Origin of the sequence: Pseudomonas fluorescens, from assembly GCF_012974785.1 — a bacterium.
Taxonomy (GTDB): Bacteria; Pseudomonadota; Gammaproteobacteria; order Pseudomonadales; family Pseudomonadaceae; genus Aquipseudomonas; species Aquipseudomonas fluorescens_BT.
Genome location: NZ_CP027561.1, coordinates 3,348,004 through 3,374,110, shown reverse-complemented (window position 1 = coordinate 3,374,110; position 26,107 = coordinate 3,348,004). Strand labels below are relative to the sequence as shown.

At 57.7% G+C, this 26,107-nt stretch carries 30 protein-coding genes and 1 pseudogene; 12 read left to right on the top strand and 19 right to left on the bottom strand.

What is annotated here, in order from left to right:
* Nucleotides 1-55 precede the first annotated feature (55 nt).
* Both C6Y56_RS15045 and C6Y56_RS15040 read left to right on the top strand, forming a co-directional pair.
* Entirely contained in the window at nucleotides 56-493 is a 438-nt protein-coding gene (locus C6Y56_RS15045) for a hypothetical protein (RefSeq protein WP_169430565.1), read from the top strand.
* 18 nt (nucleotides 494-511) lie between these two features.
* Nucleotides 512-745: a hypothetical protein gene (locus C6Y56_RS15040; protein WP_169430564.1), complete on the top strand. Its 234-nt coding sequence runs from the start codon at nucleotides 512-514 to the stop codon at nucleotides 743-745.
* A gap of 38 nt (nucleotides 746-783) precedes the next feature.
* Here C6Y56_RS15040 and C6Y56_RS29225 read toward each other — a convergent pair.
* A pseudogene (locus C6Y56_RS29225) lies at nucleotides 784-933 on the bottom strand (DNA-methyltransferase); the annotation flags it as partial.
* A gap of 577 nt (nucleotides 934-1,510) precedes the next feature.
* Here C6Y56_RS29225 and C6Y56_RS15030 point away from each other — a divergent pair.
* Nucleotides 1,511-1,960 (top strand): hypothetical protein, encoded by a 450-nt coding sequence (locus C6Y56_RS15030; protein WP_169430562.1) that lies wholly within the window; start codon nucleotides 1,511-1,513, stop codon nucleotides 1,958-1,960.
* A 369-nt stretch (nucleotides 1,961-2,329) separates the two neighbouring features.
* Here the strand turns inward: C6Y56_RS15030 and C6Y56_RS15025 are convergent, their stop codons facing one another.
* The 10 genes from C6Y56_RS15025 to C6Y56_RS14980 form a co-directional block, all read right to left on the bottom strand.
* Nucleotides 2,330-4,303, bottom strand: coding sequence for an acyltransferase family protein (locus C6Y56_RS15025; RefSeq protein WP_169430561.1), 1,974 nt, complete (start codon nucleotides 4,301-4,303; stop codon nucleotides 2,330-2,332).
* A gap of 556 nt (nucleotides 4,304-4,859) precedes the next feature.
* Entirely contained in the window at nucleotides 4,860-5,144 is a 285-nt protein-coding gene (locus tag C6Y56_RS15020) for a hypothetical protein (RefSeq protein WP_169430560.1), read from the bottom strand.
* 86 nt (nucleotides 5,145-5,230) lie between these two features.
* Nucleotides 5,231-5,461 carry a hypothetical protein gene (locus tag C6Y56_RS15015; protein ID WP_085710047.1) on the bottom strand — a complete coding sequence of 77 codons (231 nt, stop codon included), beginning with the start codon at nucleotides 5,459-5,461 and terminating at the stop codon, nucleotides 5,231-5,233.
* Between the two features lie 120 nt (nucleotides 5,462-5,581).
* Nucleotides 5,582-5,812, bottom strand: coding sequence for a hypothetical protein (locus C6Y56_RS15010; RefSeq protein ID WP_169430559.1), 231 nt, complete (start codon nucleotides 5,810-5,812; stop codon nucleotides 5,582-5,584).
* A 71-nt stretch (nucleotides 5,813-5,883) separates the two neighbouring features.
* Nucleotides 5,884-7,521 carry an ABC-F family ATP-binding cassette domain-containing protein gene (locus tag C6Y56_RS15005; protein WP_169430558.1) on the bottom strand — a complete coding sequence of 546 codons (1,638 nt, stop codon included), beginning with the start codon at nucleotides 7,519-7,521 and terminating at the stop codon, nucleotides 5,884-5,886.
* 143 nt (nucleotides 7,522-7,664) lie between these two features.
* Entirely contained in the window at nucleotides 7,665-8,702 is a 1,038-nt protein-coding gene (locus C6Y56_RS15000; RefSeq protein ID WP_169430557.1) for a DNA topoisomerase IB, read from the bottom strand.
* Nucleotides 8,703-8,772: 70 nt separating this feature from the next.
* A complete protein-coding gene (gene modC, locus C6Y56_RS14995) occupies nucleotides 8,773-9,852 on the bottom strand; it encodes a molybdenum ABC transporter ATP-binding protein (RefSeq protein ID WP_169430556.1) in 1,080 nt (359 codons plus the stop codon).
* Nucleotides 9,853-9,855: 3 nt separating this feature from the next.
* The gene (gene modB / locus C6Y56_RS14990) at nucleotides 9,856-10,536 is read right to left on the bottom strand and encodes a molybdate ABC transporter permease subunit (RefSeq protein ID WP_169430555.1); all 681 of its coding nucleotides are present in this window, start codon (nucleotides 10,534-10,536) and stop codon (nucleotides 9,856-9,858) included.
* A complete protein-coding gene (gene modA / locus C6Y56_RS14985; RefSeq protein WP_169430554.1) occupies nucleotides 10,537-11,304 on the bottom strand; it encodes a molybdate ABC transporter substrate-binding protein in 768 nt (255 codons plus the stop codon).
* Nucleotides 11,305-11,478: 174 nt separating this feature from the next.
* Nucleotides 11,479-12,540: an NAD(P)H-dependent flavin oxidoreductase gene (locus tag C6Y56_RS14980; RefSeq protein ID WP_169430553.1), complete on the bottom strand. Its 1,062-nt coding sequence runs from the start codon at nucleotides 12,538-12,540 to the stop codon at nucleotides 11,479-11,481.
* Nucleotides 12,541-12,796: 256 nt separating this feature from the next.
* On the opposite strand from C6Y56_RS14980, the gene C6Y56_RS14975 reads away from it, so the two are divergent.
* Nucleotides 12,797-13,780 (top strand): MDR family oxidoreductase, encoded by a 984-nt coding sequence (locus C6Y56_RS14975; protein ID WP_169430552.1) that lies wholly within the window; start codon nucleotides 12,797-12,799, stop codon nucleotides 13,778-13,780.
* Between the two features lie 114 nt (nucleotides 13,781-13,894).
* Here C6Y56_RS14975 and ada read toward each other — a convergent pair whose 3' ends face one another.
* The 5 genes from ada to C6Y56_RS14950 all read right to left on the bottom strand — a co-directional run bounded on the left by ada (nucleotide 13,895) and on the right by C6Y56_RS14950 (nucleotide 17,026).
* On the bottom strand, nucleotides 13,895-14,962 hold the full coding sequence (gene ada, locus C6Y56_RS14970; protein WP_169430551.1) for a bifunctional DNA-binding transcriptional regulator/O6-methylguanine-DNA methyltransferase Ada: 1,068 nt from the start codon (nucleotides 14,960-14,962) through the stop codon (nucleotides 13,895-13,897).
* An 88-nt stretch (nucleotides 14,963-15,050) separates the two neighbouring features.
* Nucleotides 15,051-15,707 (bottom strand): DNA oxidative demethylase AlkB, encoded by a 657-nt coding sequence (alkB, locus tag C6Y56_RS14965; protein ID WP_169430550.1) that lies wholly within the window; start codon nucleotides 15,705-15,707, stop codon nucleotides 15,051-15,053.
* Between the two features lie 5 nt (nucleotides 15,708-15,712).
* On the bottom strand, nucleotides 15,713-16,426 hold the full coding sequence (locus C6Y56_RS14960; RefSeq protein ID WP_432760308.1) for a 2OG-Fe(II) oxygenase: 714 nt from the start codon (nucleotides 16,424-16,426) through the stop codon (nucleotides 15,713-15,715).
* 92 nt (nucleotides 16,427-16,518) lie between these two features.
* Nucleotides 16,519-16,695, bottom strand: a complete 177-nt coding sequence (locus C6Y56_RS14955) for a hypothetical protein (protein ID WP_169430549.1) — start codon at nucleotides 16,693-16,695, stop codon at nucleotides 16,519-16,521.
* Nucleotides 16,696-16,723: 28 nt separating this feature from the next.
* Nucleotides 16,724-17,026: a DUF1883 domain-containing protein gene (locus C6Y56_RS14950; RefSeq protein ID WP_039768744.1), complete on the bottom strand. Its 303-nt coding sequence runs from the start codon at nucleotides 17,024-17,026 to the stop codon at nucleotides 16,724-16,726.
* A 212-nt stretch (nucleotides 17,027-17,238) separates the two neighbouring features.
* Between C6Y56_RS14950 and C6Y56_RS14945 the strand changes: the two genes are divergently transcribed.
* Complete coding sequence (locus C6Y56_RS14945) at nucleotides 17,239-17,595, top strand: hypothetical protein (RefSeq protein ID WP_169430548.1); 357 nt, start codon at nucleotides 17,239-17,241, stop codon at nucleotides 17,593-17,595.
* Nucleotides 17,596-17,667: 72 nt separating this feature from the next.
* Nucleotides 17,668-17,898: a hypothetical protein gene (locus tag C6Y56_RS14940; RefSeq protein WP_169430547.1), complete on the top strand. Its 231-nt coding sequence runs from the start codon at nucleotides 17,668-17,670 to the stop codon at nucleotides 17,896-17,898.
* A gap of 4 nt (nucleotides 17,899-17,902) precedes the next feature.
* Here C6Y56_RS14940 and C6Y56_RS14935 read toward each other — a convergent pair whose 3' ends face one another.
* Together C6Y56_RS14935 and C6Y56_RS14930 are read right to left on the bottom strand one after the other, a co-directional pair.
* Nucleotides 17,903-18,199, bottom strand: coding sequence for a hypothetical protein (locus C6Y56_RS14935; RefSeq protein ID WP_169430546.1), 297 nt, complete (start codon nucleotides 18,197-18,199; stop codon nucleotides 17,903-17,905).
* Nucleotides 18,200-18,327: 128 nt separating this feature from the next.
* Nucleotides 18,328-18,516 carry a hypothetical protein gene (locus C6Y56_RS14930; RefSeq protein WP_169430545.1) on the bottom strand — a complete coding sequence of 63 codons (189 nt, stop codon included), beginning with the start codon at nucleotides 18,514-18,516 and terminating at the stop codon, nucleotides 18,328-18,330.
* 247 nt (nucleotides 18,517-18,763) lie between these two features.
* Here C6Y56_RS14930 and galU point away from each other — a divergent pair, with 247 nt between their 5' ends.
* The 3 genes from galU (at nucleotide 18,764) to gorA (ending at nucleotide 21,552) form a co-directional block, all read left to right on the top strand.
* Nucleotides 18,764-19,603 carry a UTP--glucose-1-phosphate uridylyltransferase GalU gene (gene galU, locus C6Y56_RS14925; RefSeq protein ID WP_007912230.1) on the top strand — a complete coding sequence of 280 codons (840 nt, stop codon included), beginning with the start codon at nucleotides 18,764-18,766 and terminating at the stop codon, nucleotides 19,601-19,603.
* A gap of 215 nt (nucleotides 19,604-19,818) precedes the next feature.
* Entirely contained in the window at nucleotides 19,819-20,088 is a 270-nt protein-coding gene (locus tag C6Y56_RS14920; protein ID WP_212633385.1) for a hypothetical protein, read from the top strand.
* Nucleotides 20,089-20,193: 105 nt separating this feature from the next.
* Entirely contained in the window at nucleotides 20,194-21,552 is a 1,359-nt protein-coding gene (gene gorA / locus C6Y56_RS14915; RefSeq protein ID WP_169430544.1) for a glutathione-disulfide reductase, read from the top strand.
* On the opposite strand, the gene C6Y56_RS14910 is transcribed toward gorA, so the two are convergent.
* Nucleotides 21,549-22,553 (bottom strand): DNA-binding protein, encoded by a 1,005-nt coding sequence (locus C6Y56_RS14910; protein ID WP_169430543.1) that lies wholly within the window; start codon nucleotides 22,551-22,553, stop codon nucleotides 21,549-21,551. The genes gorA and C6Y56_RS14910 overlap by 4 nt on opposite strands.
* Nucleotides 22,554-22,730: 177 nt before the next feature.
* On the opposite strand from C6Y56_RS14910, the gene C6Y56_RS14905 reads away from it, so the two are divergent.
* The 3 genes from C6Y56_RS14905 (at nucleotide 22,731) to ahpF (ending at nucleotide 26,060) form a co-directional block, all read left to right on the top strand.
* Complete coding sequence (locus C6Y56_RS14905; RefSeq protein WP_169430542.1) at nucleotides 22,731-23,669, top strand: site-specific integrase; 939 nt, start codon at nucleotides 22,731-22,733, stop codon at nucleotides 23,667-23,669.
* 136 nt (nucleotides 23,670-23,805) lie between these two features.
* Nucleotides 23,806-24,369 carry an alkyl hydroperoxide reductase subunit C gene (ahpC, locus tag C6Y56_RS14900; protein ID WP_007958941.1) on the top strand — a complete coding sequence of 188 codons (564 nt, stop codon included), beginning with the start codon at nucleotides 23,806-23,808 and terminating at the stop codon, nucleotides 24,367-24,369.
* A gap of 128 nt (nucleotides 24,370-24,497) precedes the next feature.
* Complete coding sequence (gene ahpF, locus C6Y56_RS14895) at nucleotides 24,498-26,060, top strand: alkyl hydroperoxide reductase subunit F (protein WP_169430541.1); 1,563 nt, start codon at nucleotides 24,498-24,500, stop codon at nucleotides 26,058-26,060.
* Nucleotides 26,061-26,107: the final 47 nt, after the last annotated feature.

Genomic DNA, 26,107 nt, shown 5'->3' with positions numbered 1-26,107 from the left:
CGATGTTGATGCAGGGAACAGAAAACCAATTTGAGTCCAAAACTATGGATCACGAATGACGGGTTGCGATCGTTCGTGGGCGGCTGCTATCGGCCGGCCCTTGATGATCTTCGTGATGTTCATGGCGCACTTCCTTGCCCGGGTGAGCGGTGGTTTACGCAGTCAACAACCCTTTCGCCTCGGCTTCATTCCGACATTGCTTCCGGAGCTGACGGGCCGACTCGATGGATTCCTGCTTGGTAATAGCCTTCCTATCGGCACCGGATTTAACGAACTCGCCGCGCAGCTTCCTGCATCGGTAGGTGGCGATTTTTCGGTTCTCGATCTGAGGAATCGGACCGGCCATGGCCTACCTCTTCAATTCCGCTGGCCGGCAATTGCGGCCAGGTCTGTCGGTGACCTCCAGTCGGGCGCTGTCCTCCGTTACCGGATGCGCCGCATAGGGTTATGGCAAAATGATGTCGGATCGGTTAACTTTTGCGGCTCGGCATGAGGCCGAAGGGAGATCAAAATGGCCGTTGTTCGTGAAAGTGCCTTACAAACTGCCCTCATATCTGTGCTGATCGCATCAGAAAGGTTTGGTGTAAATCTTGATGACTTGGTTGCTCACGCGCTTTCAATGACCAAGAGCTGCCCCCGTGAACCTTCGGTATCGGACTTTATTCCGACCCGTGCAAGCATCGAGTTGCAGAATGCCTATGATGCTGTTTTGAGGGGAAAGAGCGAGCCACTCAAGCAGGCATGAGTCCAGGCACGGCAATTTTGTCGTCAGGCTCTGGCGGATCAGGCGGCCGGCGCAGAATCGTGAATCACGTCCATCTGTGCCGCACCGTCGAGCCATGCCGCCGCTATCCGCTGTTCGGCCATGGCTGCATAGTCCGGGTTTAGTTCGCACAGGATCGATTTTCGGCCTTCCTGTATGGCGACCACCGCCTTGATCCTGCCACGGGCGCTGTCTTGACTATAGGTGCCATGCCCCCAGCCAACGCCGTTTGGCTTCCTGGCCACCGCTTTCATATTTCCGTTGCTACTCGGCAGGGTTTCTTCCTGGCCTATCTGCGCGTCGACGCCGTCATCCCGCAACTCGAAGTAGGGCGGTCTGGTCAAACAGCACTGCTCTGACTGGTCGGGCAGAGTCCACATCATGTCGATGCAGTCACCGATCAATATAGGGTGGGAAGGGGCCATGGGCTGCTCCAGGTAGACCTATGAGGCTGGCGTATTGGCGTTTTATTCGGGAATGGTCTATTTCTTGATAGCTGGCATTAAGCTTGGATAAAGAGAAGTAAAAATGCTCGGGCGATAGACCAAGAGTTTGCGTGTGGACAGGGCGCCTGGCCGGCTGTTATATCAAGTCAGGGGTTTTTAGGGGGTAGACAGCTCTCATCATCTAAATTGATGGCGAACTGACGGAACCCGATCTATTTAATCTAGGTGTCTCGTCTTCCTGGAGGGCGATTTACTCAGCCTGTGAGTTTGGATGAATCGTGTAACTTAAATGGAGTTTTCTATGAGATTAATAGGTTTTCACGCTACTAGATCTGGACATAGGGCATCTTTGACAAGCGGTCTGAGAGTCGTGCCAGGGGCTTGGGATCATGCATCAGGCGGGGAGTTGGGAAGTGGATTTTATGTAATAAAATCCTTTAAAAAAACACCGGCCCTTTATACTTATGGATATGGGATTGCTTCTACTGTTGTTCCTCAGGAGGGAGTTGATATATGGGCTGTATATTGCAATCGAGAGTTGGTCGATATGGAGAGCTTTGCGGTTCCAGAAGCTCAGCAGTGGCAAAACATACCTGCGGACTATTGCAATAATTATGATTGGCTGTCGAATGCCAGTGAAAACCCAGCTGTGCAGATCAAATTCAACCCTAGGGCTTATCGTTATCTAAAGATTGAGTTGACTCAGGTGTTGACTCTTGAGCAGGCTGAAGATTTAGTGTTTGGTCCGTGATCGGTTTTATATTTATATGCTGGTCTGTTTTGGGTATGGATTAGATCAATCAATACGTGTTTCAGTGCGTGGATGTTTCTGGCCTCGTTTTTGTTCCGTTATCCCACGTTGGGGACTTTGACCGAGGCGCCGCGCCTGGCGAAGACCACGGCGTCGGTTCGGGTCTCGCCGGGCTGGTGGCTGAATGCATTGTTCGTCGCGTCGTCCAGCCACGTGTGCCGGTGACCGACATTCTGGCCATGGCTCAGCAACCCAGAAATGTGCGGCGCCGCTCACATTTACGAAATATGGCGCCACTGTAACCGTGGGAAATTCGATCAGCGGGCCGCCCTGCGCCCAGTCCGTGCAGGGTGGGCCGCGATTTTGGGGTTAGTTGTTACTCTCGATTGCCTTAACCAAATAGGGTGCAACATATCGAGATCCATCGAAATTTAGATGGCTGTTATCGCTATAGAGCAAGCGTCCATCCTTCGCCAGATAGCAGCGATTTTCATCGCAAAGCTTGGTGGAAAGATCGAGTATTTTAACTTGCGGGAAGTCATTGGTTGCCGCTTCTACAAGCGCTTTGTAATCTGCGAAAGGCTGGTTTTTGTCGAATTGCTCGCGCGGGAAGGAGCAGCGATCAGTGTTCTTTGTAAGCCTGAAAGGGCGTTCGGTACACGCTGAGGGCGCGTAGGGCAGGACTGGGTTATCCAGCAAAACAATGATTTTTTTGTTTGCTTGCGTCAGTGCCGAGAAAGTCCGCTTCATTCCTTCAGTGAGAGCTTTCTTATAGTCGCCATTGGAGGGATCTCTCATGTCAGTGGCATCTTGATAAGAGCAAATCGGAAGGTGAGCCAGAATAACGACTTTGATTTTCGGGTCGTCAATTATGTAGTCATACGCGCGGTTTATAAGCTTGTAGGCGCCTTTCCTGACTTTCTGAGCATTTTTGTCTTGCTGAGCAGTGGCGACATCAATATAGGGCGCCGCACAGCTGGCTGCAAATACCGCAACCCCTTCGCTTGGCTTCAGCAGCTCGCTAATACCCAGAAATAGGTGGCCAGCATGAGAGTCGCCAACAATGGCAACGGAGTTGTCTGCCTCTCTCTGGAAACGGCAGGCATTGTCCGTGATGCTAGTCCAATCCGGGAACCGTTTTTCACAGTTTGCCTGTGACAGAGCCATGGTTTGATAACTCTTTGTCAAGGCCATGGTTTGAGTCTCGTCAGCACTGCTTTGGCTGACAAGGCCCTTATAGCCAATGGCCCCCGCCACCAGCATGACTGAAACCAGTGCGACGACTTTGCCCAATCTGCGGTTGCTGCTGCGGAATGGGGGTTCAACAAACTTGTATGTGAGCCATGCAAGTCCGATTGCGAGCAGTACTGCAGCCAGTCGTATTTCTCGGCCAGGCTCGTCGCTCTGAACAATCCTTGCAAACGACAGCAGTGGCCAATGCCACAGGTACAGCGGGAAGCTGATCAGACCGATAAATACCGCTAGTTTATTCGAAAGCAGGAAACGGTTGACGCGTGCTTGCGGACCCGCAGCAATCAACAGGACAGCTCCGGTAACCGGTGCAAGTGCAAACCAGCCGGGAAACGCGTCAGATTTATGGACAAACAACATTGCCCAAACAACCAGGGCGAAACCAAGTACACCAGCCAGATCATCAAGCAATGCACGAAGTGGCGTCCGCGCTGTTGCCCCGCCGCCTTGAAGAGCGAGCCATGCCAGGATACTCCCTGCAAGCAGTTCCCATGCGCGACTCGGTAGCAGGAAGAATGTCGCAACAGGATTGCTGGTGACATGGGTGATATTGATGGCAAAGGACACAAGTGCGATCACGATGGTCACAGCCAACATGTTTGCGCGCAGTTTCCATGCTCCCCACAGCACCAGTGGCCAAATCAGGTAGAACTGCTCTTCAATAGCCAGAGACCAGAGATGTAACAGTGGTTTAAGTTCTGCGGCAGTGTCGAAATAACCACTTTCACTCCAGAATGCAAAGTTGGCGATGAACGTGGCGCCAGCAGTCACATGTTTGCCAAGTTGTCGATACTCATCATCGAGCAGTACGAGTTTGCCTATTATCAAACAAGATGCCAGAACAACGATTAGCGCGGGGAATATTCGACGTATCCGGCGAGAGTAGAAGTCGCTGAAGCTGAATGTGTCTTTTGCGAGACTTTTAAGTAGTATCGTACCGATCAGAAAACCGGATATCACGAAGAATACATCGACACCAACAAACCCACCGGGAAGTAAAGACGGGAAAGCATGGTAGATGACAACACCCAGAACGGCCAGGGCGCGCAGCCCATCAATATCCGGACGGTATTGGATGTTCGGATTACTCATAATTTTCCTATTGGTTTCAAAGCAGCTTGCCGTGATGGGGGGGAGATTCTAAAGAGTCGCTGCATGAATATTCAACTCTCCCAGCGTTTGGCTCGCTGATGATCCTTTCGATGACTTGTCTCGTGGAGTGGACTTGCACGCTATTTTTCATGCGAGCCCCTTTTGCCTTGCAATAATCATTCACCCCTTTTTCTACCGTTTGTTCACTTTAGAGACTTCCAGACTTCGGTCGAAGCGGTGCGCTTGGCATAAGCGCTGAAGTCGTTCGCAGGCCGCCCCAAAGCTTCGGGCCTGTCAGCTCATAGAGTTTTGCGGTGTGACCCGCAGCTGTGAGGGCCTGCACGGCGACACTCTGCGGTTGAATGTGAGTTGCCCTCATAAAAGTTGCGACGGGGTGACGGGGCGTTTCCGGTGCTGTCTGTAGATTCAAATGGTACTGGCACGATGAGTTTCCAATTGAGGCGTACAAAAACTCACCATAGCATCGGCAGATCTGCACAGGGGTAAACGCATCCGCAAAAAGGGCCGGGCAGGCCGGCCCGTTGTGAGGGGATGTCTAGACGAAGGCCTGGCCGGTAAAGCCCCTTGGCAAACGCTGAAGACCTGCCATGGCCGTCAGGCGGTCGATCCATTCAGAACGCCAATTTGATTCGTGGTGTGACGCCTTGGCATGACGCGCGGCCCGTCGTGCGGCATTGCGCTGGTCCTTGCGTGCATCCTTATAGGCTTCAGTATTGCGGCAGCTGCGGCATTTGACGCGATTGAGCTCGGAGCTCGCGCTGAGATTGTTGCCCTTGTGACCACAGGCAAGATGCCCGTCGACTTTGAAATGAGTGACCATGAGACGTCTCCTTGGTGACGTGTAAAGGGTTTGACCTTTCACCACCAGAGACGTTCTTTGTAACTGACCACACGCAAATCAGCGGATTACCGGAAACGTGGCAGCGGCCGATCGACAGGTTTTAGCGATGACAGGGTGCTGCGGATCAGCGGAGTGTCCTTTTCAATGTCGTTCAGACGGTCACGGATACGCAGGGCGGTCGGGTGCCCGCCTTGATGATCGACCCAGTCGGCGATCTCTTTGCAGGCCGCGGCGAGGCGCGCCTCCCGGGCCTCGAGCAAGGTAAGAAGCGTGGTGATGGACTCTCTTTCGGACATGGGACACCTCCGTTCGGTAAACCGCTCTGAGGCAGCAAAAAGCCCGCGAAGCGCGAGCTCTCTGCCGTTGGGGCGCTGCTCCTTCAGCTCGTTTGAGTATAGACCCGTAAATGACAGCTATCAGCCGCAAGACTCATCGACGGTTACTCGGGCGCTGGCGGCATTGAGCCGCAGGCATTCTTGCCGGGCGTCTTCCTCGAGATCGTAGCCGTCGCCGATGAAGCCGCCGGTGCGGGTGTCGCTGATGCGATACCAGCCAATGGCTTCGGCAGGCTCATGAAGACTTTCTCCGGCGCGGCGACCGTGAATGATGATCTTGTTGCAATGCTTCACGACGAATATGTCTTCCATGGCGTCACCGCAGCTGATGCGTGTCAGATCAACTATAGAAGCCCTGACCGATCATGCAAAAAATACACAGCTCAGTTTGTCGGCTGGAGCAACCAGCCTGAGGGGTGCCAGTGCAGGTTGTGCGTCGGGCGCAACGCTTTTCGGAATTTCTGGTCGTGTGAAACCACAACAATTGCTCCCGGAAATGTCTGCAAGGCCTGTTCAAAAGCTTCAACAGACGGCAGATCCAGATGATTGGTCGGCTCGTCGAGCAGCAACAGTTGTGCGGGCTTTTCCCTCCACAAGGCCAGCGCCAGTGCCGCTTTCAGTCGTTCGCCACCACTCAGTGAACCGCAAGGTTGCGTGGCGCGCCGGGCATCGAGCTGCAACTGAGCAAGGTAACTGCGCAGAGTGCCTTCACTCAGCGTCGAGCCTTGAGCTGTCAGCTGTTCAGTGATGGAGTGCTGCTCGTCCAGCAGATTCAGTTGCTGATCGAGAAATGCGCAAGGCACATGAGTCGTGCAATGTCCGCTGACAGCTTGCAGCTCCCCCGCGAGCATTTTCAGCAAGGTGGACTTGCCGCAGCCGTTTGGGCCACTGACAGCGATCCGCATCGGACCGCGCAACCAGAAGCTCAGTCTGCTTGTCGGCGCATCAGGCGGCAACCAGGGCAAACCTGCATCAATCACTGTACAGACCTGGCGCGCGGTCGGCACGCTGCTGCCCGGCAGGTTGACCAGCACACAATCCTCGGGGGTTACCTTGGCGTAGGCATCACGCACCTGAGCATTCAATTCGGATTTGCGTCGCTCATGTACAGAACGGACATGACCCATGATTTCGCGGGCGGCGCCCTTGATGGCGACGCGTTCGAAACTGGCGATGTTGGCCGTATCGGCATTGCGACTGGAGGTGGCCGCGTGTCGCTGTATGGTGTCGTGCTCGCGCCGCAACCTGATCTGTTCACGATGGCGTTCGCTCCTGGCCTGATCGAGGCGAGCCTGCGCGGCCGCTTGATGAGTTTTCTGCTGCTCTCGAAACGCCGAGTAGTTGCCACCAAACTCGTTCGCGCCTGCGGCGGTCAGCTCGACCGTGCGCTGCATGCAATCAAGCAATTGCCGATCATGACTGATGACGATCAACCCGCTTCGCCAACGTTCGAGCATGCCCAGTAGCCATTGCCGGCCGACAGCATCCAGGTGGTTACTCGGCTCATCGAGAATCAACAGAGAGGTGTGGTTTAAAAAGGCGCCAATCAGCGCAATGCGGGCCTGCTGACCACCACTCAGATTGCCGACCCGGTCGTCAAAGCCAGTCTTTGCCAGCCCTGCGTCATCCAGCAACCGTCGCAGGCGCTCTGCGAAATCCCATTGTTCGCCGACAATGTCGAAATCCTCGATTGAACCCTCGCCCTCGCTCAGACGATCAAGTGCCAGAAGAATGGCTGTGCTGCCTGTTGCGTCGGCGACTGTCAGGTCGGCTGGTACGACAGGGTTTTGCTCCACGCAGGCGGTTGTCACGGAGCGGACCACGCTCCCGTTGGTTGGCTGTAAACGCCCGGCGATCAAGCGTCCCAGTACGCTTTTGCCGACGCCATTGCGCCCGACGATGGCGGTTGGGGTGTGGTCGAATTTCAGATTGAGTTCATTGAAAATCGTCTCGCCATTGGCGAACTGGAAACCCAGTTGATTCAGGGAGACGAGGGCAGGCGTACGCGAGACGTGAGTCATCGGCACCTCCAGAAAATGTCGTGAACACTGACACGCGCCTTGAAAGGCGTGTCGCGATTACATTTTTGAAGGCTTAGTTGTTCACTTCTGCGGTCATCCCGAGGAGGAGAAAGCCGCAAGCCTAGCCAAAACGTCTGCAGGGTTCAAGGTGCGGTTGCCATGTCGGCCATTCGCTCAAGAAACATTGCCAGGGCGACTTCCTCTGCGCGCAAGCCCTTGCGCACCCGGGGCCTTGGAAGTTCAGCCAGCGCGCCCAGCATGAACTGCTCGACCACAGCCGGGTGGATGTAGCACTTGCGACAGACCGCCGGCGTATTGCCCAGTTGCCGGGCGACGCCCTTGACCATCTCCAACACATGGCGCTTGGCCTCGGTTTCCGACGCCCATTGCAGCTCTCGCAATACCGCCAACGCCAGAGCACTGCCGGCCCAGGTGCGGTAGTCCTTGGCGGTGAAGTCTGCGCCGGTGAGGGTTTTCAGGTACGAGTTGACGTCTTGTGAACTGACGGTGTGCCGCTCGCCATTTTCATCCAGATACTGAAACAGATTTTGCCCCGGAATCTCCAGGCAGCGCTTGATGATTCGCGCCAGTCGCCGATCCTTCACGGTGATCTGATGCTCGATGCCGCTCTTGCCCCGGAACTGGAACAGAATCGCGCTGCCATTGATCTCAACGTGCCGACTGCGCAATGTGGTGAGGCCGTATGACCGGTTATCCCGTGCGTATTGAGTGTTGCCGACACGGATCAGCGTGGCGTCAAGCAGTGTGATGACCGTGGCCATGACTTTGTCGCGGCTGAACCCCGGTGCTGCCAGCAGCGCTTCCAGTTGTTTGCGCAGCTTTGGCAACGCCATGCCGAACTCGCGCAGGCGCGAGTATTTGTCGGCATCGCGCACTTCACGCCAGCGTGGGTGATAGCGGTATTGTTTGCGCCCTCGAGCATCGCGGCCGGTGGCTTGCAGATGACCGCGAGGATCGGCGCAGATCCACACATCGGTATAGGCCGGCGGCACGGCCAGCGCATTGAGGCGTTTGACTTCATCGGTATCGACGATTCGCTGTCCATGGGGGTCGAAGTAACAGAACTTGCCACGCAGCTTCTTGCGTGTGATTCCGGGTTGGGTGTCATCGACGTAATGCAGGTCCGAAGGCAACACTTCGGTCAGCGTGGCATCGGGCATGGCGGATTCCTTTGCGGCGGTCATCTGTTACAGCGATTGACCGCATGCCCTGCCAGTCGTGCGAACCGATTCAGGCCAGAACCGCGACTGCCTTGATCTGCGCCCACAATGCCTGGCCCGGATGCACGCCCAGTTGATCCCGCGAGTACCGTGTAATCCGCGCCAGCAGCGGCGTGCCACCGGCGTCAAGGCGAATCAGCACATGCGCGGCATTGTCGGCAGGCATCTCGCTGACCACCCTGACCGGCAGTCGATTGAGAATGCTGCTGTGTTCGGTGTCGTGCAGCGTCAGGCTGATATCGCGGGCCTGTACTTTGCAGCGCAGTGCCTGGCCGACGTCCATCGGTGCATGGGTCACGCGAATGCCCAGCAATGTGTCGGGCAATTGCAGGCAGAGCAACTGGTACTCGTGATCGTAGGAGATGACGTGCCCCTCGATGATCACTCCGGCGTCATCGCCCATCGCCAATGGCAGGTCCAGTCGGGCGAGGGTTTCCCCGATCGGGCCACTGGCCAATGCTTTGCCGTCTTCGAGCAACACCAGATGATCGGCCAGACGCGCCACTTCATCCTGAGCGTGGCTGACGTAAAGAACCGGTATGTCGAGCTCGTCGTGCAGGCGTTGCAGGTAAGGCAGGATTTCACGTTTGCGCTGACTGTCGAGAGCTGCCAGAGGTTCGTCCATCAACAGCAATTTCGGACTGGTCAGCAAGGCGCGGGCGATGCCGACTCGCTGACGTTCGCCGCCGGACAGGTGCTGCGGATGACGTTCCAGCAAATGGCCGATCCCCAGCAGTTCGGTGGCTTGCGCCATGTCGACCCGGCGCTGGGTTCTTGCGATGCGTTTGAGGCCGAATTGCAGATTGGCCAACACCGAAAGGTGCGCAAACAGGCTGGCTTCCTGAAAGACATAGCCGAGCGAACGTTTGTGGGGCGGGACGAAAATACTGTTATCGCTGTCCTGCCAGATTTCATCGTTGATTCTGATGAAGGCATGGGGAGCCCGTTCAAGTCCGGCAATACAGCGCAGGCAGGTGGTCTTGCCCGAACCGGACTGCCCGAACAGCGCGGTAACGCCACGCCCGGGCAGGCTTAGATCGACATCCAGGCCGAAGCCCGACCAGGCGAGTTTCAAGCGTGCTTCTATCATCGGTCAGCTCCAGCCTGAGCGCGACTTGCGGCTGGAATAGAGTGCCAGCAACACCAGGAACGAAAACACCAGCATGGCCCCGGCTAGCCAGTGTGCCTGCGAGTATTCCATGGCTTCGACGTGGTCGTAGATCTGTACCGAAACCACGCGGGTCTTGTCAGGAATATTGCCGCCGATCATCAGCACCACGCCGAATTCGCCCACGGTATGGGCGAAACCGAGGATTGCCGCGGTAACGAAACCCGGACGCGCGAGCGGCAGGATCACGCTGAAAAAAGTGTCCCAGGGATTGGCGCGCAAGGTGGCGGCCACTTCCAGTGGGCGAGTGCCGATGGAGGAAAAGGCGTTTTGTAACGGCTGCACCACAAAAGGCATGGAATAGAGCACCGAACCGATCACCAGCCCGGTGAAACTGAAGGTGAGCGTGCCAAGCCCCAGCCACTGGGTGAAATGGCCAAGAAAGCCATTCGGGCCCATTGCCAGCAACAGATAAAAACCGATGACGGTTGGCGGCAGCACCAAAGGCAAGGCGACGATGGCTCCGATGGGGCCGCGCAGCCAGGAACGGCTGCGCGACAACCACAGGGCAATCGGAGTGCCGATGACCAACAGGATCGCAGTGGTCAGAGACGCCAGTTTCAGGGTCAGCCAGATCGCCGCGAAATCGGCATTCGTCAGCGACATTTAAAGCTGATAACCGTAGGACTTGATGACCGCAGCGGCTTTCGGGCCTTTGAGGTAATCAACCAGCGCCTTGGCAGCGGCGTTCTCCTTGCCTTTGTTCAGGATGACGGCGTCCTGCTTGATCGGGTCGTGCATGCTTGCCGGAACGATCCAGGCCGAGCCGTTGCTGACCTTGCCATCCTTGTAGATCTGCGAGAGGGCGACGAAGCCCAGTTCAGCGTTGCCAGTAGCAACGAACTGGTAGGCCTGGGTGATGTTCTGACCCTCGACGATCTTGGCTTTGGTCGATTCAGTCAGTTTCAGCTTTTCCAGCACCTGAGTGGCAGCCAGGCCATAGGGCGCGGCTTTCGGGTTGGCAATGGACAGGTGCTGATACTCGTTTTTCTTCAGAACCTCGCCTTTCGCATCGACGTAACCTTCTTTAGCCGACCACAGCGCCAGGGTGCCAATGGCGTAGGTAAAGCGCGAGCCTTTGACGGTGTCGCCTTCTTTTTCCAGTTTTTCCGGGGTGGTGTCGTCAGCGGAGAGGAATACCTCGAATGGCGCGCCGTTCTTGATCTGGGTGTAGAACTGCCCGGTGGCACCATACGCGGCAACCAGTTTGTGCCCGGTGTCTTTTTCGAAATCGACGGCGATTGCCTGGATCGGTGCAGTGAAGTTGGCCGCGACGGCGACCTGCACTTCTTCGGCCTGAACAGCGCCAACGGCGAATACCGCAAGCAGGGAGGCCAGGCAGGCAGGGGCAAAACGTGAGGCACGAATGGTCATGTAACAGCTCCGTTGTTGGCAGGTGCAGCGGGCAGTTGTTGTTAGAGGGGTAGACTGCGCCGATACGAGGGTCTGGCCCGCTATATATCTGAATATATAGCGAAATGCCGCTAAACGGAAAGTACTGGTTTCACATCAGGTGAGGGCGCGCAGCCTCTCACCCGATTGCGCTGGTTATCGAGCCAGTTTCGCCAGCGCGCCTTCAGCCAGTTGCCGGGTCAGTTCGGCGCTGCTCAGTTCCTTGCCCAGCGTGAACGCCTGGCCCGCCCACAGGTTGCTGAAGTCTGCTTCATCCTTGGCGCGCAGAGGCATCAGGGCGCCGCCAGCCAAGGGAAATGCGGGTGCCTTGCCCGACATCGGCCCCAGTTCGCGCATCACCCGGTTCATGATCCCCCGTGCGGGACGCCCGGTGAACAGGTTGGTGACCGCCGTTTCGCTTTCTTTCGCTGTGCGCAACGCCTTGTGATGGGAAGCGCTGACTTTCGCCTCCGGAGTGAACAGGTAGGCCGTACCGACTTGCACCGCCGACGCGCCGAGCATGAAGGCGGCTGCAACCCCTCGTGCATCGGCGATCGCGCCGGCAGCGATCACCGGCACTTTGACCGCGTCGACGATTTGCGGAACGAGGGCAAAGGTTCCGACCTGGCTGCTCAGGTCATCGCTGAGAAACATGCCTCGATGCCCGCCGGCCTCATAGCCCATGGCGATGATTGCGTCGCAACCGTTCTGTTCCAGCCAGATGGCTTCGTCGACTGTAGTCGCCGACGACAGGATTTTTGCCCCGGTGGCCTTGACCCGATCCAGCAGGGATTTTTCCGGCAGGCCGAAATGGAAACTCACCACTTCAGGACGAAACTCTTCCAGCACTTCGCAGGCTGCTGCATCAAAAGGCGCACGATTGGAAACCGGTGTGGGAGCGTCGAAATCGGCACCGAGTTCGCGATAGTAAGGTTCCAGCAGATTCTTCCAGTCCCGTGCCCGCTGCTCATCGGGAGTCGGCGGCTGGTGGCAGAAGAAATTGACGTTGAAGGGTTTGTCAGTGCCCTGGCGGATGGTCTTCAACTCTTCGCGCAGTTGCTCGATGCTCAACATTGCCGCCGGCATCGACCCCAGGCCACCTGCGTTGCACACGGCGATGACCATCGAAGACTGGGTGGCACCGGCCATCGGGCCCTGGATGATCGGCAGTTCGATGCCAAACAGGTCGAGAATGCGGGTATCTGGCCATTGGCTCATTGGAAAAGACTCCGAAAGACAAAACAGGGCTGGACGCTCGAGCCGGTTTTTTACCAGCAAAAGCGGGTCGAGGGCCAGCCGGGATTGTGGCTTCACGGTAATTCCGGTCAACGCCGACGCAATCCGCCACCTCCGCAGGAGTGGTTCATGAATCACCCGCCGGTTGCAGCGATTGGCGGAAAGTCGAGTGGGGCAAAATGTTGCGGTGTGCTATTTGAATGCCACAATCCCAGAATCCTTCCCCAGAGAGGCAGCCATGTTCAACGGCATTCTGATCGACAAAGACGACACCGGTTATCGCGCCAGCCTGCAGGAAATCGGCGAGCAGCAACTGCCCGAGGGCGATGTGACCGTGCGTGTGGCTTACAGCACGCTCAACTTCAAGGACGGACTGGCGATTACCGGCAGCAGTCCGGTGGTGCGCAAGTTCCCCATGGTGCCGGGGATCGATCTGGCCGGTACGGTAGACGTCAGCTCGCATCCGGACTACAAGGCTGGCGATCAAGTGTTGCTCAACGGCTGGGGCGTGGGAGAAAGCCACTGGGGCGGCCTGGCCCAGAAGGCGCGGCTCAACGGCGACTGGCTGATCCCGCAGCCCGAAGCGTTTTCCCCGGCACAAGCCATGGCCGTTGGCACGGCCGGTTACACCGCGATGCTGTGCATCATGGCGCTGGAACGTAACGGCGTGACGCCGGAGCAGGGTGAAGTACTGGTCACCGGCGCCAATGGCGGAGTCGGCAGCTTTGCCATCGCGTTGTTGCACACGCTGGGCTATCGGGTGGTGGCCTCCACGGGGCGGATCTCGGAGCATGCGTATCTTCAACAATTGGGCGCCAGCGAAATCATCGATCGCGCAACCTTGTCCGAACCGGGCAAACCATTGGCCAAGGAGCGCTGGGCGGCTGTCATCGATTCGGTCGGCAGCCATGCCCTGGCCAACGCCTGCGCCAGTACCCGCGCCGAAGGTACGGTAGCGGCCTGCGGTCTGGCTCAGGGTATGGATTTCCCGGCGTCGGTGGCACCGTTCATTCTGCGCGGGGTGACGCTGGCCGGGATCAACAGCGTGACTCAGCCGAAGGCGCGACGGATCGAGGCCTGGGAGCGTCTGGCCAAGGATCTGGACTTTTCCTTGCTGCCTCTGATCAGTCACGAGATCGGCCTCGGCGAAGTGATTGAAGCGGCTCCGAAATTGCTCGCCGGCCAGTTGCGCGGACGGGTTGTCGTGGACGTCAATCGCTGACTGGGGCCGGATCTGGAAGCACTTCGAAACCCATCCGCAGGTTTCGCGCCGCTGCGCCACCGACTTCGAGGCCCATCCGGGCTCCGAGTCGGTAGCCATCTACATCGGCATTCGTCAAGAGCGGGTTTCCCGGGACAACAACTCACGCTTGCGTTCCACGCCCCAGCGATAGCCCGAAAGGTTACCGTCGCTGCGGACCACGCGGTGGCAAGGGATTGCTACCGCGAGGCTGTTGGCGCCGCAAGCCTGGGCCACCGCCCGAACCGCTTTGGGTGAGCCAATGCGCTGGGCGATATCGGCGTAACTGGCGGTGCTGCCAACCGGTATTTCGCACAGCGCCTGCCAGACCCGCTCCTGAAACGCGGTGCCCCGCACATCCAGTGGCAGATCGAGGCCGATGGCCGGTGCTTCGATGAAACCGACGACATGGGCGATCAGTTGCTCGAACTCGGCATCAGCCCCGATCAGGTTTGCCCGGCGAAACTGATCCTGCAGGTCACAGACCAATTGATGCGGATCATCTCCCAGCAGAATCGCGCAGATTCCTCGCGCACTCTGGGCCACCAGAATGGCACCGAGCGAACACTGGCCCACCGCAAAACGAATGTCGTTGTTTTGCCCGGCAGCCCGGAAGTCGCCGGGTTTCATGCCCAGCAACTGGTCTGCTGCTTCATAGAAGCGGCTGTTGGAGTTGAAACCGGCGTCGTACAGCGCTTCGGTTACCGAGCTGCCATCCGCCAGGTGTTGCCGTACCCGACGAGACCGGTGCGCGGCAGCGTAGCCTTTGGGAGTCAGGCCGGTGGCGGCTTTGAAAACCCGATGGAAATGAAACGAACTCAGGCCAGCGGCTTGCGCGAGTTCATTGAGCGGCGGCAGGTTTTCGGCTGCTTCGATCTGGCGGCAGGCTGCCGCTACGGTCGCGGCATGTTGCGCGGCGATTTCGCTCTGATCCCTGCTCGCCCGTTTGCTGGGGCGATAACCCGCCGCTTCAGCTGCTTCGGCCGTGTCGAAGAACTCGACATTCTGCGGTTTCGGCAAGCGCGCCAGGCTGCTCGGGCGGCAATAGACGCCCGTGGTTTTGACGGCGTAGACAAATTGTCCATCCGCCCTTGGATCCCGTGCGACGACAGCGGCCCAGCGTGGATCGTCTTGAGTGCTCGAAGTGGTCGAAAGCGTTTTCATGATGGAGAGTCCGTTGACCTGTTGAATGTCAGGTTAACCAGTGCCGCCAACCGTAACACTCCGGCCCTTGCGGTCAAATTCCGCGAGGTTATCCCGCGGTGCGAAACGTCAGGTTGAAACGCTGCTCGCCCAGTTGCGGATGCCGACCGTGTCTGATCGGCAGGACGCCGTGGTAGCGCAGCCGGTCGACACCACCCCAGATCACCATGTCACCGTGCAGCAGCGAAATGCGCTGACTCCTGTCGCTGCGATTGAAGCCGCCGAACAGGAATGTCGCGGGCAAACCCAATGACAGGGAAACGATGGGCGCTGTGTAGGAGCTTTCGTCCTTGTCCTGATGCAAAGACATTTTTGCGCCGGGAATATAGCGGTTGATCAGGCAGGAATCCGGGATGAAACCGCAGAAGCCTGCCTGCAAGGCTGCTGTTTGCGCCAGTTCGCGAAACACGTCAGGCATCTGCGGCCAGGGCCGGTGGCTGATCGGATCTTCGGCCGAGTAGCGGTAACCGCCACGATCGGTGATCCAGCCAAGTGCGCCGCAACTGCTGGTGGCCACCGACATGCTGAACCCGCCAGGCGTCATCATGTGTCGCAACGGTGCGCGTTCGATGATCGAATCCAGAGCTGGCAGTAATCGTTCGGTACAGGACAGCGCGAAGCCGCGCAGCACCCAAGACTGCTCTCCAATCTGTTCAGAGCGGAGTGGCTGCTCGATGTCGGCGAAGAGGTCGAAATTGCTGTGCATGATGGTCAGGTTGCGTCGTGAAAGATGATGCCCAGAGTATGCCGTTTTCCGCTGTGCAAGCGACTTACGCCGTGACGCATGGTGACGCGATAGTCGCCGCGCAGGCCTTTGACCGGGCGCTGGTTGACGGCAAAGATCACCGCATCGCCTTTCTTCAGGTCCATCACCAGTGGGCGAGACTGCATTCTTGGGCGCTGTTCGGTCAGGACGAATTCACCACCGCTGAAATCCTCGCCAGGTTCTGACAGAAGAATCGCCACTTGCAGCGGGAATACGTGTTCGCCGTACAAGTCCTGATGCAGACAGTTGTAGTCCTGGGGGCCGTATTGCAGCAAGAGCGGGGTAGGCCGCAGTTGACCGGCGGCATGGCAGCGCGCAAGAAAATCGCTGTGCAGGGGCGCAAACCGTTCCGGTATTGCCATTCGTTCATGCCAGCGGTTGGCCAAGGGGACCAGGCGCGCGTAAAGCGCACTGCGCAGGTGCTCCACCAATGGCGGCAGCGGGTAGCGCAGATACTTGTATTCGCCGCGCCCGAAACCGTGGCGGGCCATGATCACCTGCGAGCGGAACGGTTCGCTTTGCGGGTAAAGCGTACTCAGGCGATCGCAGGTTTGCGGGCGTAACAAAGAATGGATGACGGTACAGCCGTCCTGATCCAGCTGTTGTTCCAGTGCGACCCAGTCGAGCGTATCGAGGGGAGAGTCGGGTGACATCGGCATACTGATTCCTTGGCTTGCGTCCAGGCGATCAGTCTAGGCAACACGCGAGGCCGGAACACTCCGGCGCTTGCGGTCGAATTGTCATCCGCGTCTTACAACGCCTTGCTGACGCTGATGTCGCTGATCACGTCTTCGCTTTGGCCGTGCAGGGCGTCCAGCGCAGCCTTGGCTTCTTCCGGCGTGCCGTTCTCCAGCTGGGCGAATTCGAAGCGGCGCTCGCCGTTCAATTTGTACTTGATGACATATTTGGTCGTTTGGGCCACGGTCATGCTTACCTGATTGTATTGGTGGGGTCGATCAGCTGAGCTTCGAGCTGGAACGGCGGATGATCTTGATCGAGTGCGTCAGGGTCGGCTTGCGAGTCACGCTGATTGCGCGGCGGCTGACGGTGTCGATGGTGATGTTCCAGAAACCGGTGCTCGGCGCGGTGATACGGGCAGGAAATGTGTCGAACGCGCCGCCGTGATAGGTGTGACGACCGCCGTTCTTGAAGCTGCGGAAGTTGGCGTCGTTCATCAGACGGATGTTGCAGGTTTGCGAGCACTGGATGACGACGATGTCGTCTTCGTTGAGGTGCTCGCGCTGGTGAATAAATTTCATGGTCGCCTCCAGAAGGGCTTTTTCTACAAAATCAAAACGATAGCAAGGTCAATTGGCGGCAGTTTATCAGTCCGGACAGGTTATTATCCGGCCGTCGAGCGCTGCTTTGACAATTAAAAACAGTTATTCGCGATTCCATGTGCGTTAAATGCAATGGGCCTCGGAGAAAAACGGCATTCAGGCTGTCCGAGGGTCTTTATAGGAGATTCTGTATGAAGTGGGGTGTGGTCATTGTGCCGTTCGCATTGGCGATGGGTGGTTGCGCAAGTGTTTCGCAGATCAATGAAACGCTGCCGACCATGAACGTCATTTCCGGCAAAAAACCCCACGAGTACGCACAGTGTCTGGCCGACAAGCTGGCCCAAAGCCGCGGGGCCCTGCAAATGGAGCCGCACAAGGACGGCGTCAGGGTTATCGTGCCGGGGAAATTGTCGTCCGGCCCGGCGGCGGTGTTTGACATCGAGGATCGCTCTGGCGGCAGCAGCATCAAGTTGCATGAGCGCATGTCCAATGTGCCGATACGTCCACGGGATGTACGCAATGCCGCCACGGCGTGCATTTCCGGCTGATAAACTGTCAGTCACCGGTATCGATGCCGTCCAGGTCACGCCTGGACGGCATTTTCATTTCAGGAGACGTGCATGAAGCGAGAACAGGTGCGCGAGCGCCATAGAGAGGGGCTGATTGAAGCCACCCATGTGATCCAGAATCCGGCGAACCCGGGTGAATGGATCGTATTTTTCAAGAAGAGCGCCGGACGCAGTTATTTTCTGGTGGATGAAAACGACGAAGTCGAATCCTTCGACCGGCTCGACGATCTGATCGAGGTGGTACGCGGACTGGGTATCAAGTTCGCCGAGATTCACATGTAGGCCCTTACTTGCAGACCACCACAACACTGCGATTCTTGTAATTGCCGACGTCGACACCCAGCGTCTTGTCACTTTCTTTTGGCGCCGGCGTGCCGTCGGTTCCGACGATGCGGTAGCCGGTGCCGGCGCAGGAAGCATCGGCCTTTTCATAGCAGGCGGCCCAGGAATTGGCCTCACCGGAGCAGTCGATGCTCAGGCCTTGTTCACCATTGTTCAGATAAGTCGTTTCGGAAGTGGCGCAGCCGGCCAGGGCCAGAAGTGCAATCAGTGGCAGCATGCGGTGCAGGGTACGGGTGGTCATGGCGATGTCGTCTTCGGAAGGAGAGGGCTAGACGCTATGACAGCGCCGGTGTGAAAAGGTTATAGCGATTGGCCACGTCTTTGTGTGCGGACCAAAAAAAGCCCTGCGCAGTGGCAGGGCCTGTTTGATCAGTCCTGATCCTTCCCGCGACGCTTCGGTGCAGGAGGTGTGTAATCAAGCACCGCGGCTACCTCAATTGCCATCGCTTCAGTGGGCAATGGGCCGGATACATCTTCGCCGTTGGCGGCGGTGATATGCCACTGGCCATCTTTTGCCTTGGCGACGGTGTACCCGTTGACGATTTTTGCTGCGGACATCTAGCGGCCTCGTTGGCTGGTTCAAAGGCGTCATGATAACGGGAAACGGGCGAACGGGCGCGGGTCGATGCGGTGTTCCTGAATCTTTGGGCTACGCTCAATGCGCAGCTTCTGCGTGCGGATTGAACTATCCGCCAGAATATTTCTCTATGTTGACATCGGTTAGCCAGTGCGGGGCATTGTAAGGTGCACGCCGCCTGATTAGACTGCGCCGAAACTCGTACACACAGCCCTTTCAAGGACTTATATGATCAAGAAATGCTTGTTCCCAGCAGCCGGTTACGGTACTCGCTTCCTTCCAGCGACTAAGGCCATGCCCAAAGAAATGCTGCCGGTGGTAAACAAGCCACTGATCCAGTACGGCGTCGAAGAAGCTCTGGATGCTGGTCTGACTGAGATCTCCATCGTGACCGGCCGTGGCAAGCGTGCTCTGGAAGACCACTTCGACATCAGCTACGAGCTGGAAAACCAGATCAAAGGCACCGACAAGGAAAAATACCTGGTTGGTATCCGCAAACTGTTGGACGAGTGCTCGTTCTCCTACACCCGTCAGACTGAAATGAAAGGCCTGGGTCATGCGATCCTGACCGGTCGTCCGCTGATCGGCGATGAGCCGTTCGCCGTAGTGCTGGCGGACGACCTGTGCGTCAACCTCGAAGGCGACGGCGTGCTGACCCAGATGGTCAAGCTGTACAAGCAGTTCCGCTGCTCGATCATTGCCATTCAGGAAGTCGATCCGCAAGAAACCAGCAAGTACGGCGTAATCGCTGGCGAGATGATCCGCGACGACATCTACCGCGTACACAGCATGGTCGAGAAGCCAAAGCCGGAAGATGCTCCGTCGAACCTGGCGATCATCGGTCGTTATATCCTGACCCCGGACATCTTCGACCTGATCGAACAGACCGAGCCAGGCAAGGGTGGTGAAATCCAGATCACCGACGCCCTGATGAAACAAGCCCAGAACGGTTGCGTAATGGCCTACAAGTTCAAGGGCAAGCGTTTCGACTGCGGTGGTGCTGAAGGCTACATCGAGGCAACCAACTTCTGCTTCGAAAACTTCTACAAGACTGGCAAGGCCTATTGATAGCGCCTGATCTGTCTGAAGGTGCGTCACGCGGTCTGAATCGTGTGACGCTAAAAACAAACGCCCCGACATGTTCGGGGCGTTTGCGTTTGTGGGGAGAAATAGTGCATCTCGATTCGATACGCGATGCAACGTCAAACAAATGTTCGATTGTCAGCCAGAATGTTCGCTGCTGAGCTGACTCGTCTTCGCCAGGGAGGTGCGAAGGAGAGCGTTTGGCAGCTCACTACCGAGCAGACCTGCAGCTTCCAGTGTTTTTGAGCGATGTTCAGACGATGCTGGCAAGTGAAACGCTGGCTGGCGCTCATGTGGCGACGGGGTTGGCGGGGGATCAAGCGCAACAGTTGATGCAGCAGGCGGGAAGTGCATTTGAGGGCGGAATTGCATTGGCATCGTGGCTCGCTTTCGGCCTGGCGCTCGTAGCGATTCTGATCGCCTGGCATACGTTGCGGCTGCCAAAAATTCAACCGGCAGAAAGCCATTAATCAAATGCTAACGGTAGAACCTCCCGGTATTGCCCGTCCCCGTGCAGTAGAGACTTGCTCAATAAGCGTCTGCGGGTATGCTGATCGCCTGCCGAGGAGATAGAAATGGCCTACGATTTTGACCTTTATGTGATTGGTGCCGGTTCCGGCGGTGTGCGGGCTGCGCGTTTTGCTGCCGGGTTCGGTGCGAAAGTGGCGGTGGCCGAGAGCCGTTATCTGGGCGGTACCTGCGTCAACGTCGGTTGCGTACCGAAAAAACTGTTGGTGTACGGCGCCCATTTTGCCGAAGACTTCGAACAGTCCTCGGGTTTTGGCTGGAATCTGGGCGAGGCGGATTTCGATTGGGCCACGCTGATTGCCAACAAGGATCGCGAGATCACTCGCCTGAACGGCATTTATCGCAATCTGCTGGTCAACAGCGGCGTGACCCTGCATGAGGCTCACGCGAAAATCGTTGGCCCGCACGAAGTCGAGGTCAATGGCGAGCGATACACCGCGAAGAATATTCTGATCGCCACCGGTGGCTGGCCGCAGATCCCCGAGATTCCGGGGCATGAGCATGCGATCAGCTCGAACCAGGCGTTCTTCCTCAAAGAGCTGCCCAAGCGTGTACTGGTCGTCGGTGGCGGTTACATCGCCGTCGAATTTGCCGGAATCTTCCATGGTCTGGGCGCCAACACGACGTTGCTGTATCGCGGCGATCTGTTCCTGCGCGGTTTTGACGGTTCGGTACGTAACCATCTCAAGGAAGAGCTGACCAAGCGCGGCATGGATCTGCAGTTCAATGCCGATATCGAGCGGATCGACAAGCAGGCGGATGGCAGCCTGAAAGCGACCCTCACGGATGGTCGCGTGCTGGAGGCCGATTGCGTGTTCTACGCCACCGGCCGACGTCCGATGCTGGACAACCTGGGGCTGGAAAACACTGATGTGCAGCTCGACGACAAAGGCTTCATCAAGGTCGATGAACAATATCAGACCACTGAGCCATCAATTCTGGCGTTGGGCGATGTCATCGGTCGTGTGCAGTTGACGCCGGTGGCGCTGGCTGAAGGCATGGCGGTGGCGCGGCGTCTGTTCAAGCCTGAGCAATACCGCCCGGTGGACTACAAGATGATCCCGACGGCAGTGTTCAGTCTGCCGAATATCGGCACCGTCGGCCTGACCGAAGAAGAGGCCCGGGAAGCGGGTCACGACGTGGTGATCTACGAAAGCCGTTTCCGCCCGATGAAGCTGACCCTGACGGACTGCCAGGAGCGCACGCTGATGAAGCTGGTGGTCGATGGCAAATCTGATAAGGTGCTGGGCTGTCACATGGTTGGTCCGGATGCCGGCGAGATCGTGCAGGGGCTGGCAATTGCGTTGAAGGCTGGCGCCACCAAGCGTGACTTCGACGACACCATCGGGGTGCACCCGACGGCGGCCGAAGAGTTTGTCACGATGCGTACGCCGGTCGGCGTTTAAGTCTTTTTCGGTTCTGCTGCGTCTGGCGCTGCCGCAACGGTGGTAGCCAGACGCAGGCTGTCTTGCACCTTGGTCAATTCCTTTTCCAATGACTGATTGAGCTGCGACTGCTCGTCGACGCTCTGCTTGAGCGTCTGGCTCTCCAGCAGCGCCACGCGCAGGCGTTCCTGGAGGAGGGTGCGCTCGCTGTCGACACGCGTCGCTTGCTCCAGCAATTGATCCTGACGCTGATTGCTGTGCTTGAGCTGATCCTGCATCAGGCTCAGTTCGCGCACGGTGCCGCGATTCTCGGTCAGCAGGCGTTCGTTGTCGCGGTGCAGCTGGGTGATCTCGTCTTGGCGTACCAGCGCGCTTTGTTGCGCCTGGCGCAACTCCATCTGCAACTGCTGAACCTGAGTTTCGTGACGGCTTTGCTCCTGCTCGCGCTGTTCCTTGATGGCGTTGCGGTAGTGCTCAAGTGCATCGCGGGCGTGCAGGTGCTTTTCTTCCAGCGAGCGGATCTGCTCGTCCTTGTCCTGCAGGCGCAATTCAAAATCGGCCAGCGCCTGATTCAGTCCGGCGTTGCGGGTCTGTTCGGTCTGCAGCATTGAGCGGGTATCGCTCAGCACTTCGGATTCCTTGGCCAGCGCGGCAGCCTGAATGTCGTGCTTCTTCTCCAGTTGCGCATGATCCTGACGAAGCTGATTCAGCTCGTCCTCCAGTGCCTGACGCTGTTGCTCGTACTGCTCGCGAGCCTGGTCAATCGGCTCCTGTGCCTGTTCTTTCAGGCGTTGCGCCAGGCGCGTGACGAGGGCGAGGAGTTCGTCATCGACAGGTTCTGCCGACGGATCGGCCGGTTCGCTGCCGTCATCCAGTTCCTTCAGATAACGATGAATCGTGGTTTTGGAACCCGTATTGCCCAGCTCGATGCGTACTGCGTCGATGCTGGGGTGTTCGCCACGGGCGAGGATCGCTGCGCGCGCGATCTGGACTACTGCTTTGTTAACGCCGCCACGGGCCATATGTGCTCCTACGATTACGTACTGTGGTACATGCCACCAAAGTACGCAGTGTACCATGCTGAAAATAAAGTTAAATGTTTCAAGATAAACGGGCGGGATATACTGGTATTACCCCGTGTGAAGCGCCAGAATCCGCTTTTCAATCTTCAAATCAGTACATCTGCGAGAAATCAGCCCATGAGCGATATCGATCGCTATCTGCAAGCCGCCACCCGTGACAACACCCGCCGCAGCTATCGTGCGGCCGTCGAGCACTTTGAAACGGTATGGGGAGGGTTTCTGCCCGCGACGGCTGACAGCGTCGCGCGCTACCTGGTGGCTCACGCGGGTGTGCTGTCGGTCAATACGCTGAAGCTGCGTTTGTCGGCACTCGCGCAGTGGCATAACAGTCAGGGGTTCGCTGATCCCACCAAGTCGCCGGTGGTGCGCAAAGTGTTCAAGGGCATCCGCGCGCTGCATCCCGCGCGGGAAAAACAGGCCGAGCCGTTACAACTGCAGGATCTTGAGCAGACCGTTGCCTGGCTAGAGCAGGAAATGAAAGAGGCGCGAGAAAATCAGGACCGGCCGTTGCTACTCAGAGCCTGTCGGGATCGAGCGTTGATTCTTCTGGGCTTCTGGCGCGGCTTTCGCAGTGATGAGTTGTGCCGGGTGCAAATCGAGCATGTCCAGGCCCACGCCGGTAGCGGCATCACCCTGTACTTGCCGCGCAGCAAGGGCGATCGGGAGAATCTCGGTCAGACCTATCAGGCGCCTGCATTGCTGAAGCTGTGCCCGGTGCAGGCCTACATCGACTGGATCACCGAAGCAGCATTGGTGCGGGGCCCGGTGTTTCGCGCCGTCGACCGCTGGGGCAATCTGAGCGAGGAGGGCTTGCACGCCAACAGTGTGATTCCGTTGTTGCGTCAGGCCCTGGAGCGCGCCGGGATCTCTGCCGAACGCTATAGCAGCCACTCACTGCGGCGCGGCTTTGCAACGTGGGCACATCAAAGTGGCTGGGACCTCAAATCGCTGATGAGTTACGTCGGCTGGAAGGATATGAAGTCCGCCATGCGCTATGTTGAAGCGAGCCCTTTTCACGGGATGGCCCGGATTACGGATAAGCCGCTGTCGCCATAGATATCGTTTTCTTCTATTAATAACCTCAGCTAATAGCGAAAACAAATCAGCAGCATCAGGTTTGCCAATGAGCCATCCGTCGAGTGAGTGGGTAGGATTCACCCATCGAATTCACAACCCTGACGGAGAGTCATCAATGCCTATCATCAACAGCCAAGTAAAACCGTTCAAAGCTACCGCGTTCAAAAACGGCGACTTCGTACAAGTCTCGGACGCTGACCTGAAAGGCAAATGGTCCGTAGTGTTCTTCTACCCGGCCGACTTCACCTTCGTTTGCCCAACCGAGCTGGAAGACCTGGCTGACAACTACGCTGCCTTCCAGAAACTGGGCGTAGAGATCTACAGCGTTTCGACCGACACCCACTTTGCCCATGCTGCCTGGCACAACACTTCGCCAGCCATCGGCAAAATCCAGTACACCATGATCGGCGACCCGACTCAGGTGATCTCCCGCAACTTCGACGTGCTGATCGAAGAAGCTGGTCTGGCGGATCGTGGCACCTTCGTGATCAACCCTGAAGGCCAGATCAAAATCGTTGAACTGAACGATGGCGGCGTTGGCCGTGACGCTTCCGAGCTGCTGCGCAAGATCAAGGCTGCTCAGTACGTTGCTGCACACCCAGGCGAAGTTTGCCCAGCCAAGTGGAAAGAAGGCGAGGCCACTCTGGCTCCGTCCCTGGACCTGGTCGGCAAGATCTAAGTCTGTGACACGCAATGCAGGGCGGAACTCCGCACCTACCTAAGTAAGCTGCACCGCCCAATAGAAAAGCCCGGGCGAGATTCGCTCGGGCTTTTTTTCGCCTCAAATAAAGTCAGGAGATCGCCCGTATGTTGGACGCCAATCTTAAAGCCCAGTTGAAATCGTACCTGGAACGGGTCACCCAGCCGATCGAGATCGTTGCTTCACTCGACGACGGTGCGAAATCCCGTGAAATGCTCGACCTGCTGAAAGACGTTGCCAGTCTTTCGCATCAGATTACTTTGATTGACAGCGGCGACGATGCACGCAAACCGTCGTTCTCGATCAACCGTCCCGGTGCCGACATCAGCCTGCGTTTCGCCGGCATCCCGATGGGCCATGAATTCACTTCGCTGGTGCTGGCCCTGCTGCAAGTCGGCGGCCACCCTTCGAAGGCCAGTGTCGAAGTGATCGAGCAGATCCGCTCGCTCAAGGGCGAGTTCAACTTCGAGACTTACTTCTCGCTGTCCTGCCAGAACTGCCCGGACGTGGTTCAGGCGCTGAACCTGATGGCTGTGCTGAACCCGAACATCCGCCACGTCGCCATCGACGGCGCGCTGTTCCAGGACGAAGTCAATGATCGCAAGATCATGGCCGTGCCAAGCATTTACCTGAATGGCGAAAACTTCGGCCAGGGCCGCATGGGTCTGGAAGAAATCCTCGCCAAACTCGATACCGGCGCCATCGAGCGTCAGGCCGAGAAAATCAGCGCCAAGCAAGCTTTTGATGTGCTGGTGGTCGGGGGTGGCCCGGCCGGTGCGTCGGCAGCGATCTATGCCGCACGTAAAGGCATTCGCACCGGTGTTGCAGCCGAGCGCTTTGGCGGTCAGGTGCTGGACACCATGGCCATCGAGAACTTCATTTCCGTGCAGGAAACCGAAGGCCCGAAACTGGCGACCGCGCTTGAAGAGCACGTCAAGCAGTACGACGTCGACATCATGAATCTGCAGCGCGCCGACAAGCTGATCCCGGGCAAGCATGGCGAGCTGCATGAAGTCCACTTCGCCAGCGGTGCGACCCTCAAGGCCAAGAGCGTGATTCTGGCGACGGGTGCGCGGTGGCGTGAAATGAACGTGCCGGGCGAGCAGGAATACCGCAACAAAGGCGTGGCGTACTGCCCGCACTGCGACGGTCCGCTGTTCAAAGGCAAGCGTGTGGCGGTGATTGGCGGCGGTAACTCCGGCGTCGAAGCGGCCATCGATCTGGCTGGCATCGTGTCCCACGTCACCTTGCTCGAGTTCGATGTACAACTGCGTGCCGACGCTGTGTTGCAACGCAAGCTTCACAGCCTGCCGAACGTCACCGTGATCACCAGTGCGTTGACCACTGAAGTCACTGGCGATGGCCAGAAGGTCAACGGTCTGCGCTACAAGGATCGCAATACTGACGAACTGCGCTCGGTCGAGCTGGAAGGGATCTTCGTGCAGATCGGTTTGCTGCCCAATACCGACTGGCTCAAAGGCACCATCGAGCTGTCGCCGCGCGGCGAGATCATCGTCGACAACCGCGGTGAAACCTCGATCCCCGGCATCTTTGCCGCCGGTGACGTGACCACCGTGCCGTACAAGCAGATCGTGATTGCGGTGGGCGAGGGCGCCAAGGCTTCCCTCAGCGCTTTCGATCACTTGATCCGGACTTCGGCCCCGGCATAAATCCCGGGCCTAAAAAAAGAAAAACCCCATCAGCGATGATGGGGTTT

Bases quoted from the DNA above. Each gene is read 5' to 3' on its own strand.
- C6Y56_RS15045 (WP_169430565.1), top strand. From the start codon at position 56: ATGACGGGTTGCGATCGTTCGTGGGCGGCTGCTATCGGCCGGCCCTTG.
- C6Y56_RS15040 (WP_169430564.1), top strand. From the start codon at position 512: ATGGCCGTTGTTCGTGAAAGTGCCTTACAAACTGCCCTCATATCTGTG.
- C6Y56_RS15030 (WP_169430562.1), top strand. From the start codon at position 1,511: ATGAGATTAATAGGTTTTCACGCTACTAGATCTGGACATAGGGCATCT.
- C6Y56_RS15025 (WP_169430561.1), bottom strand. From the start codon at position 4,303: ATGAGTAATCCGAACATCCAATACCGTCCGGATATTGATGGGCTGCGC.
- C6Y56_RS15020 (WP_169430560.1), bottom strand. From the start codon at position 5,144: ATGGTCACTCATTTCAAAGTCGACGGGCATCTTGCCTGTGGTCACAAG.
- C6Y56_RS15015 (WP_085710047.1), bottom strand. From the start codon at position 5,461: ATGTCCGAAAGAGAGTCCATCACCACGCTTCTTACCTTGCTCGAGGCC.
- C6Y56_RS15010 (WP_169430559.1), bottom strand. From the start codon at position 5,812: ATGGAAGACATATTCGTCGTGAAGCATTGCAACAAGATCATCATTCAC.
- C6Y56_RS15005 (WP_169430558.1), bottom strand. From the start codon at position 7,521: ATGACTCACGTCTCGCGTACGCCTGCCCTCGTCTCCCTGAATCAACTG.
- C6Y56_RS15000 (WP_169430557.1), bottom strand. From the start codon at position 8,702: ATGCCCGATGCCACGCTGACCGAAGTGTTGCCTTCGGACCTGCATTAC.
- modC (WP_169430556.1), bottom strand. From the start codon at position 9,852: ATGATAGAAGCACGCTTGAAACTCGCCTGGTCGGGCTTCGGCCTGGAT.
- modB (WP_169430555.1), bottom strand. From the start codon at position 10,536: ATGTCGCTGACGAATGCCGATTTCGCGGCGATCTGGCTGACCCTGAAA.
- modA (WP_169430554.1), bottom strand. From the start codon at position 11,304: ATGACCATTCGTGCCTCACGTTTTGCCCCTGCCTGCCTGGCCTCCCTG.
- C6Y56_RS14980 (WP_169430553.1), bottom strand. From the start codon at position 12,540: ATGAGCCAATGGCCAGATACCCGCATTCTCGACCTGTTTGGCATCGAA.
- C6Y56_RS14975 (WP_169430552.1), top strand. From the start codon at position 12,797: ATGTTCAACGGCATTCTGATCGACAAAGACGACACCGGTTATCGCGCC.
- ada (WP_169430551.1), bottom strand. From the start codon at position 14,962: ATGAAAACGCTTTCGACCACTTCGAGCACTCAAGACGATCCACGCTGG.
- alkB (WP_169430550.1), bottom strand. From the start codon at position 15,707: ATGCACAGCAATTTCGACCTCTTCGCCGACATCGAGCAGCCACTCCGC.
- C6Y56_RS14960 (WP_432760308.1), bottom strand. From the start codon at position 16,426: ATGCCGATGTCACCCGACTCTCCCCTCGATACGCTCGACTGGGTCGCA.
- C6Y56_RS14955 (WP_169430549.1), bottom strand. From the start codon at position 16,695: ATGACCGTGGCCCAAACGACCAAATATGTCATCAAGTACAAATTGAAC.
- C6Y56_RS14950 (WP_039768744.1), bottom strand. From the start codon at position 17,026: ATGAAATTTATTCACCAGCGCGAGCACCTCAACGAAGACGACATCGTC.
- C6Y56_RS14945 (WP_169430548.1), top strand. From the start codon at position 17,239: ATGAAGTGGGGTGTGGTCATTGTGCCGTTCGCATTGGCGATGGGTGGT.
- C6Y56_RS14940 (WP_169430547.1), top strand. From the start codon at position 17,668: ATGAAGCGAGAACAGGTGCGCGAGCGCCATAGAGAGGGGCTGATTGAA.
- C6Y56_RS14935 (WP_169430546.1), bottom strand. From the start codon at position 18,199: ATGACCACCCGTACCCTGCACCGCATGCTGCCACTGATTGCACTTCTG.
- C6Y56_RS14930 (WP_169430545.1), bottom strand. From the start codon at position 18,516: ATGTCCGCAGCAAAAATCGTCAACGGGTACACCGTCGCCAAGGCAAAA.
- galU (WP_007912230.1), top strand. From the start codon at position 18,764: ATGATCAAGAAATGCTTGTTCCCAGCAGCCGGTTACGGTACTCGCTTC.
- gorA (WP_169430544.1), top strand. From the start codon at position 20,194: ATGGCCTACGATTTTGACCTTTATGTGATTGGTGCCGGTTCCGGCGGT.
- C6Y56_RS14910 (WP_169430543.1), bottom strand. From the start codon at position 22,553: ATGGCCCGTGGCGGCGTTAACAAAGCAGTAGTCCAGATCGCGCGCGCA.
- C6Y56_RS14905 (WP_169430542.1), top strand. From the start codon at position 22,731: ATGAGCGATATCGATCGCTATCTGCAAGCCGCCACCCGTGACAACACC.
- ahpC (WP_007958941.1), top strand. From the start codon at position 23,806: ATGCCTATCATCAACAGCCAAGTAAAACCGTTCAAAGCTACCGCGTTC.
- ahpF (WP_169430541.1), top strand. From the start codon at position 24,498: ATGTTGGACGCCAATCTTAAAGCCCAGTTGAAATCGTACCTGGAACGG.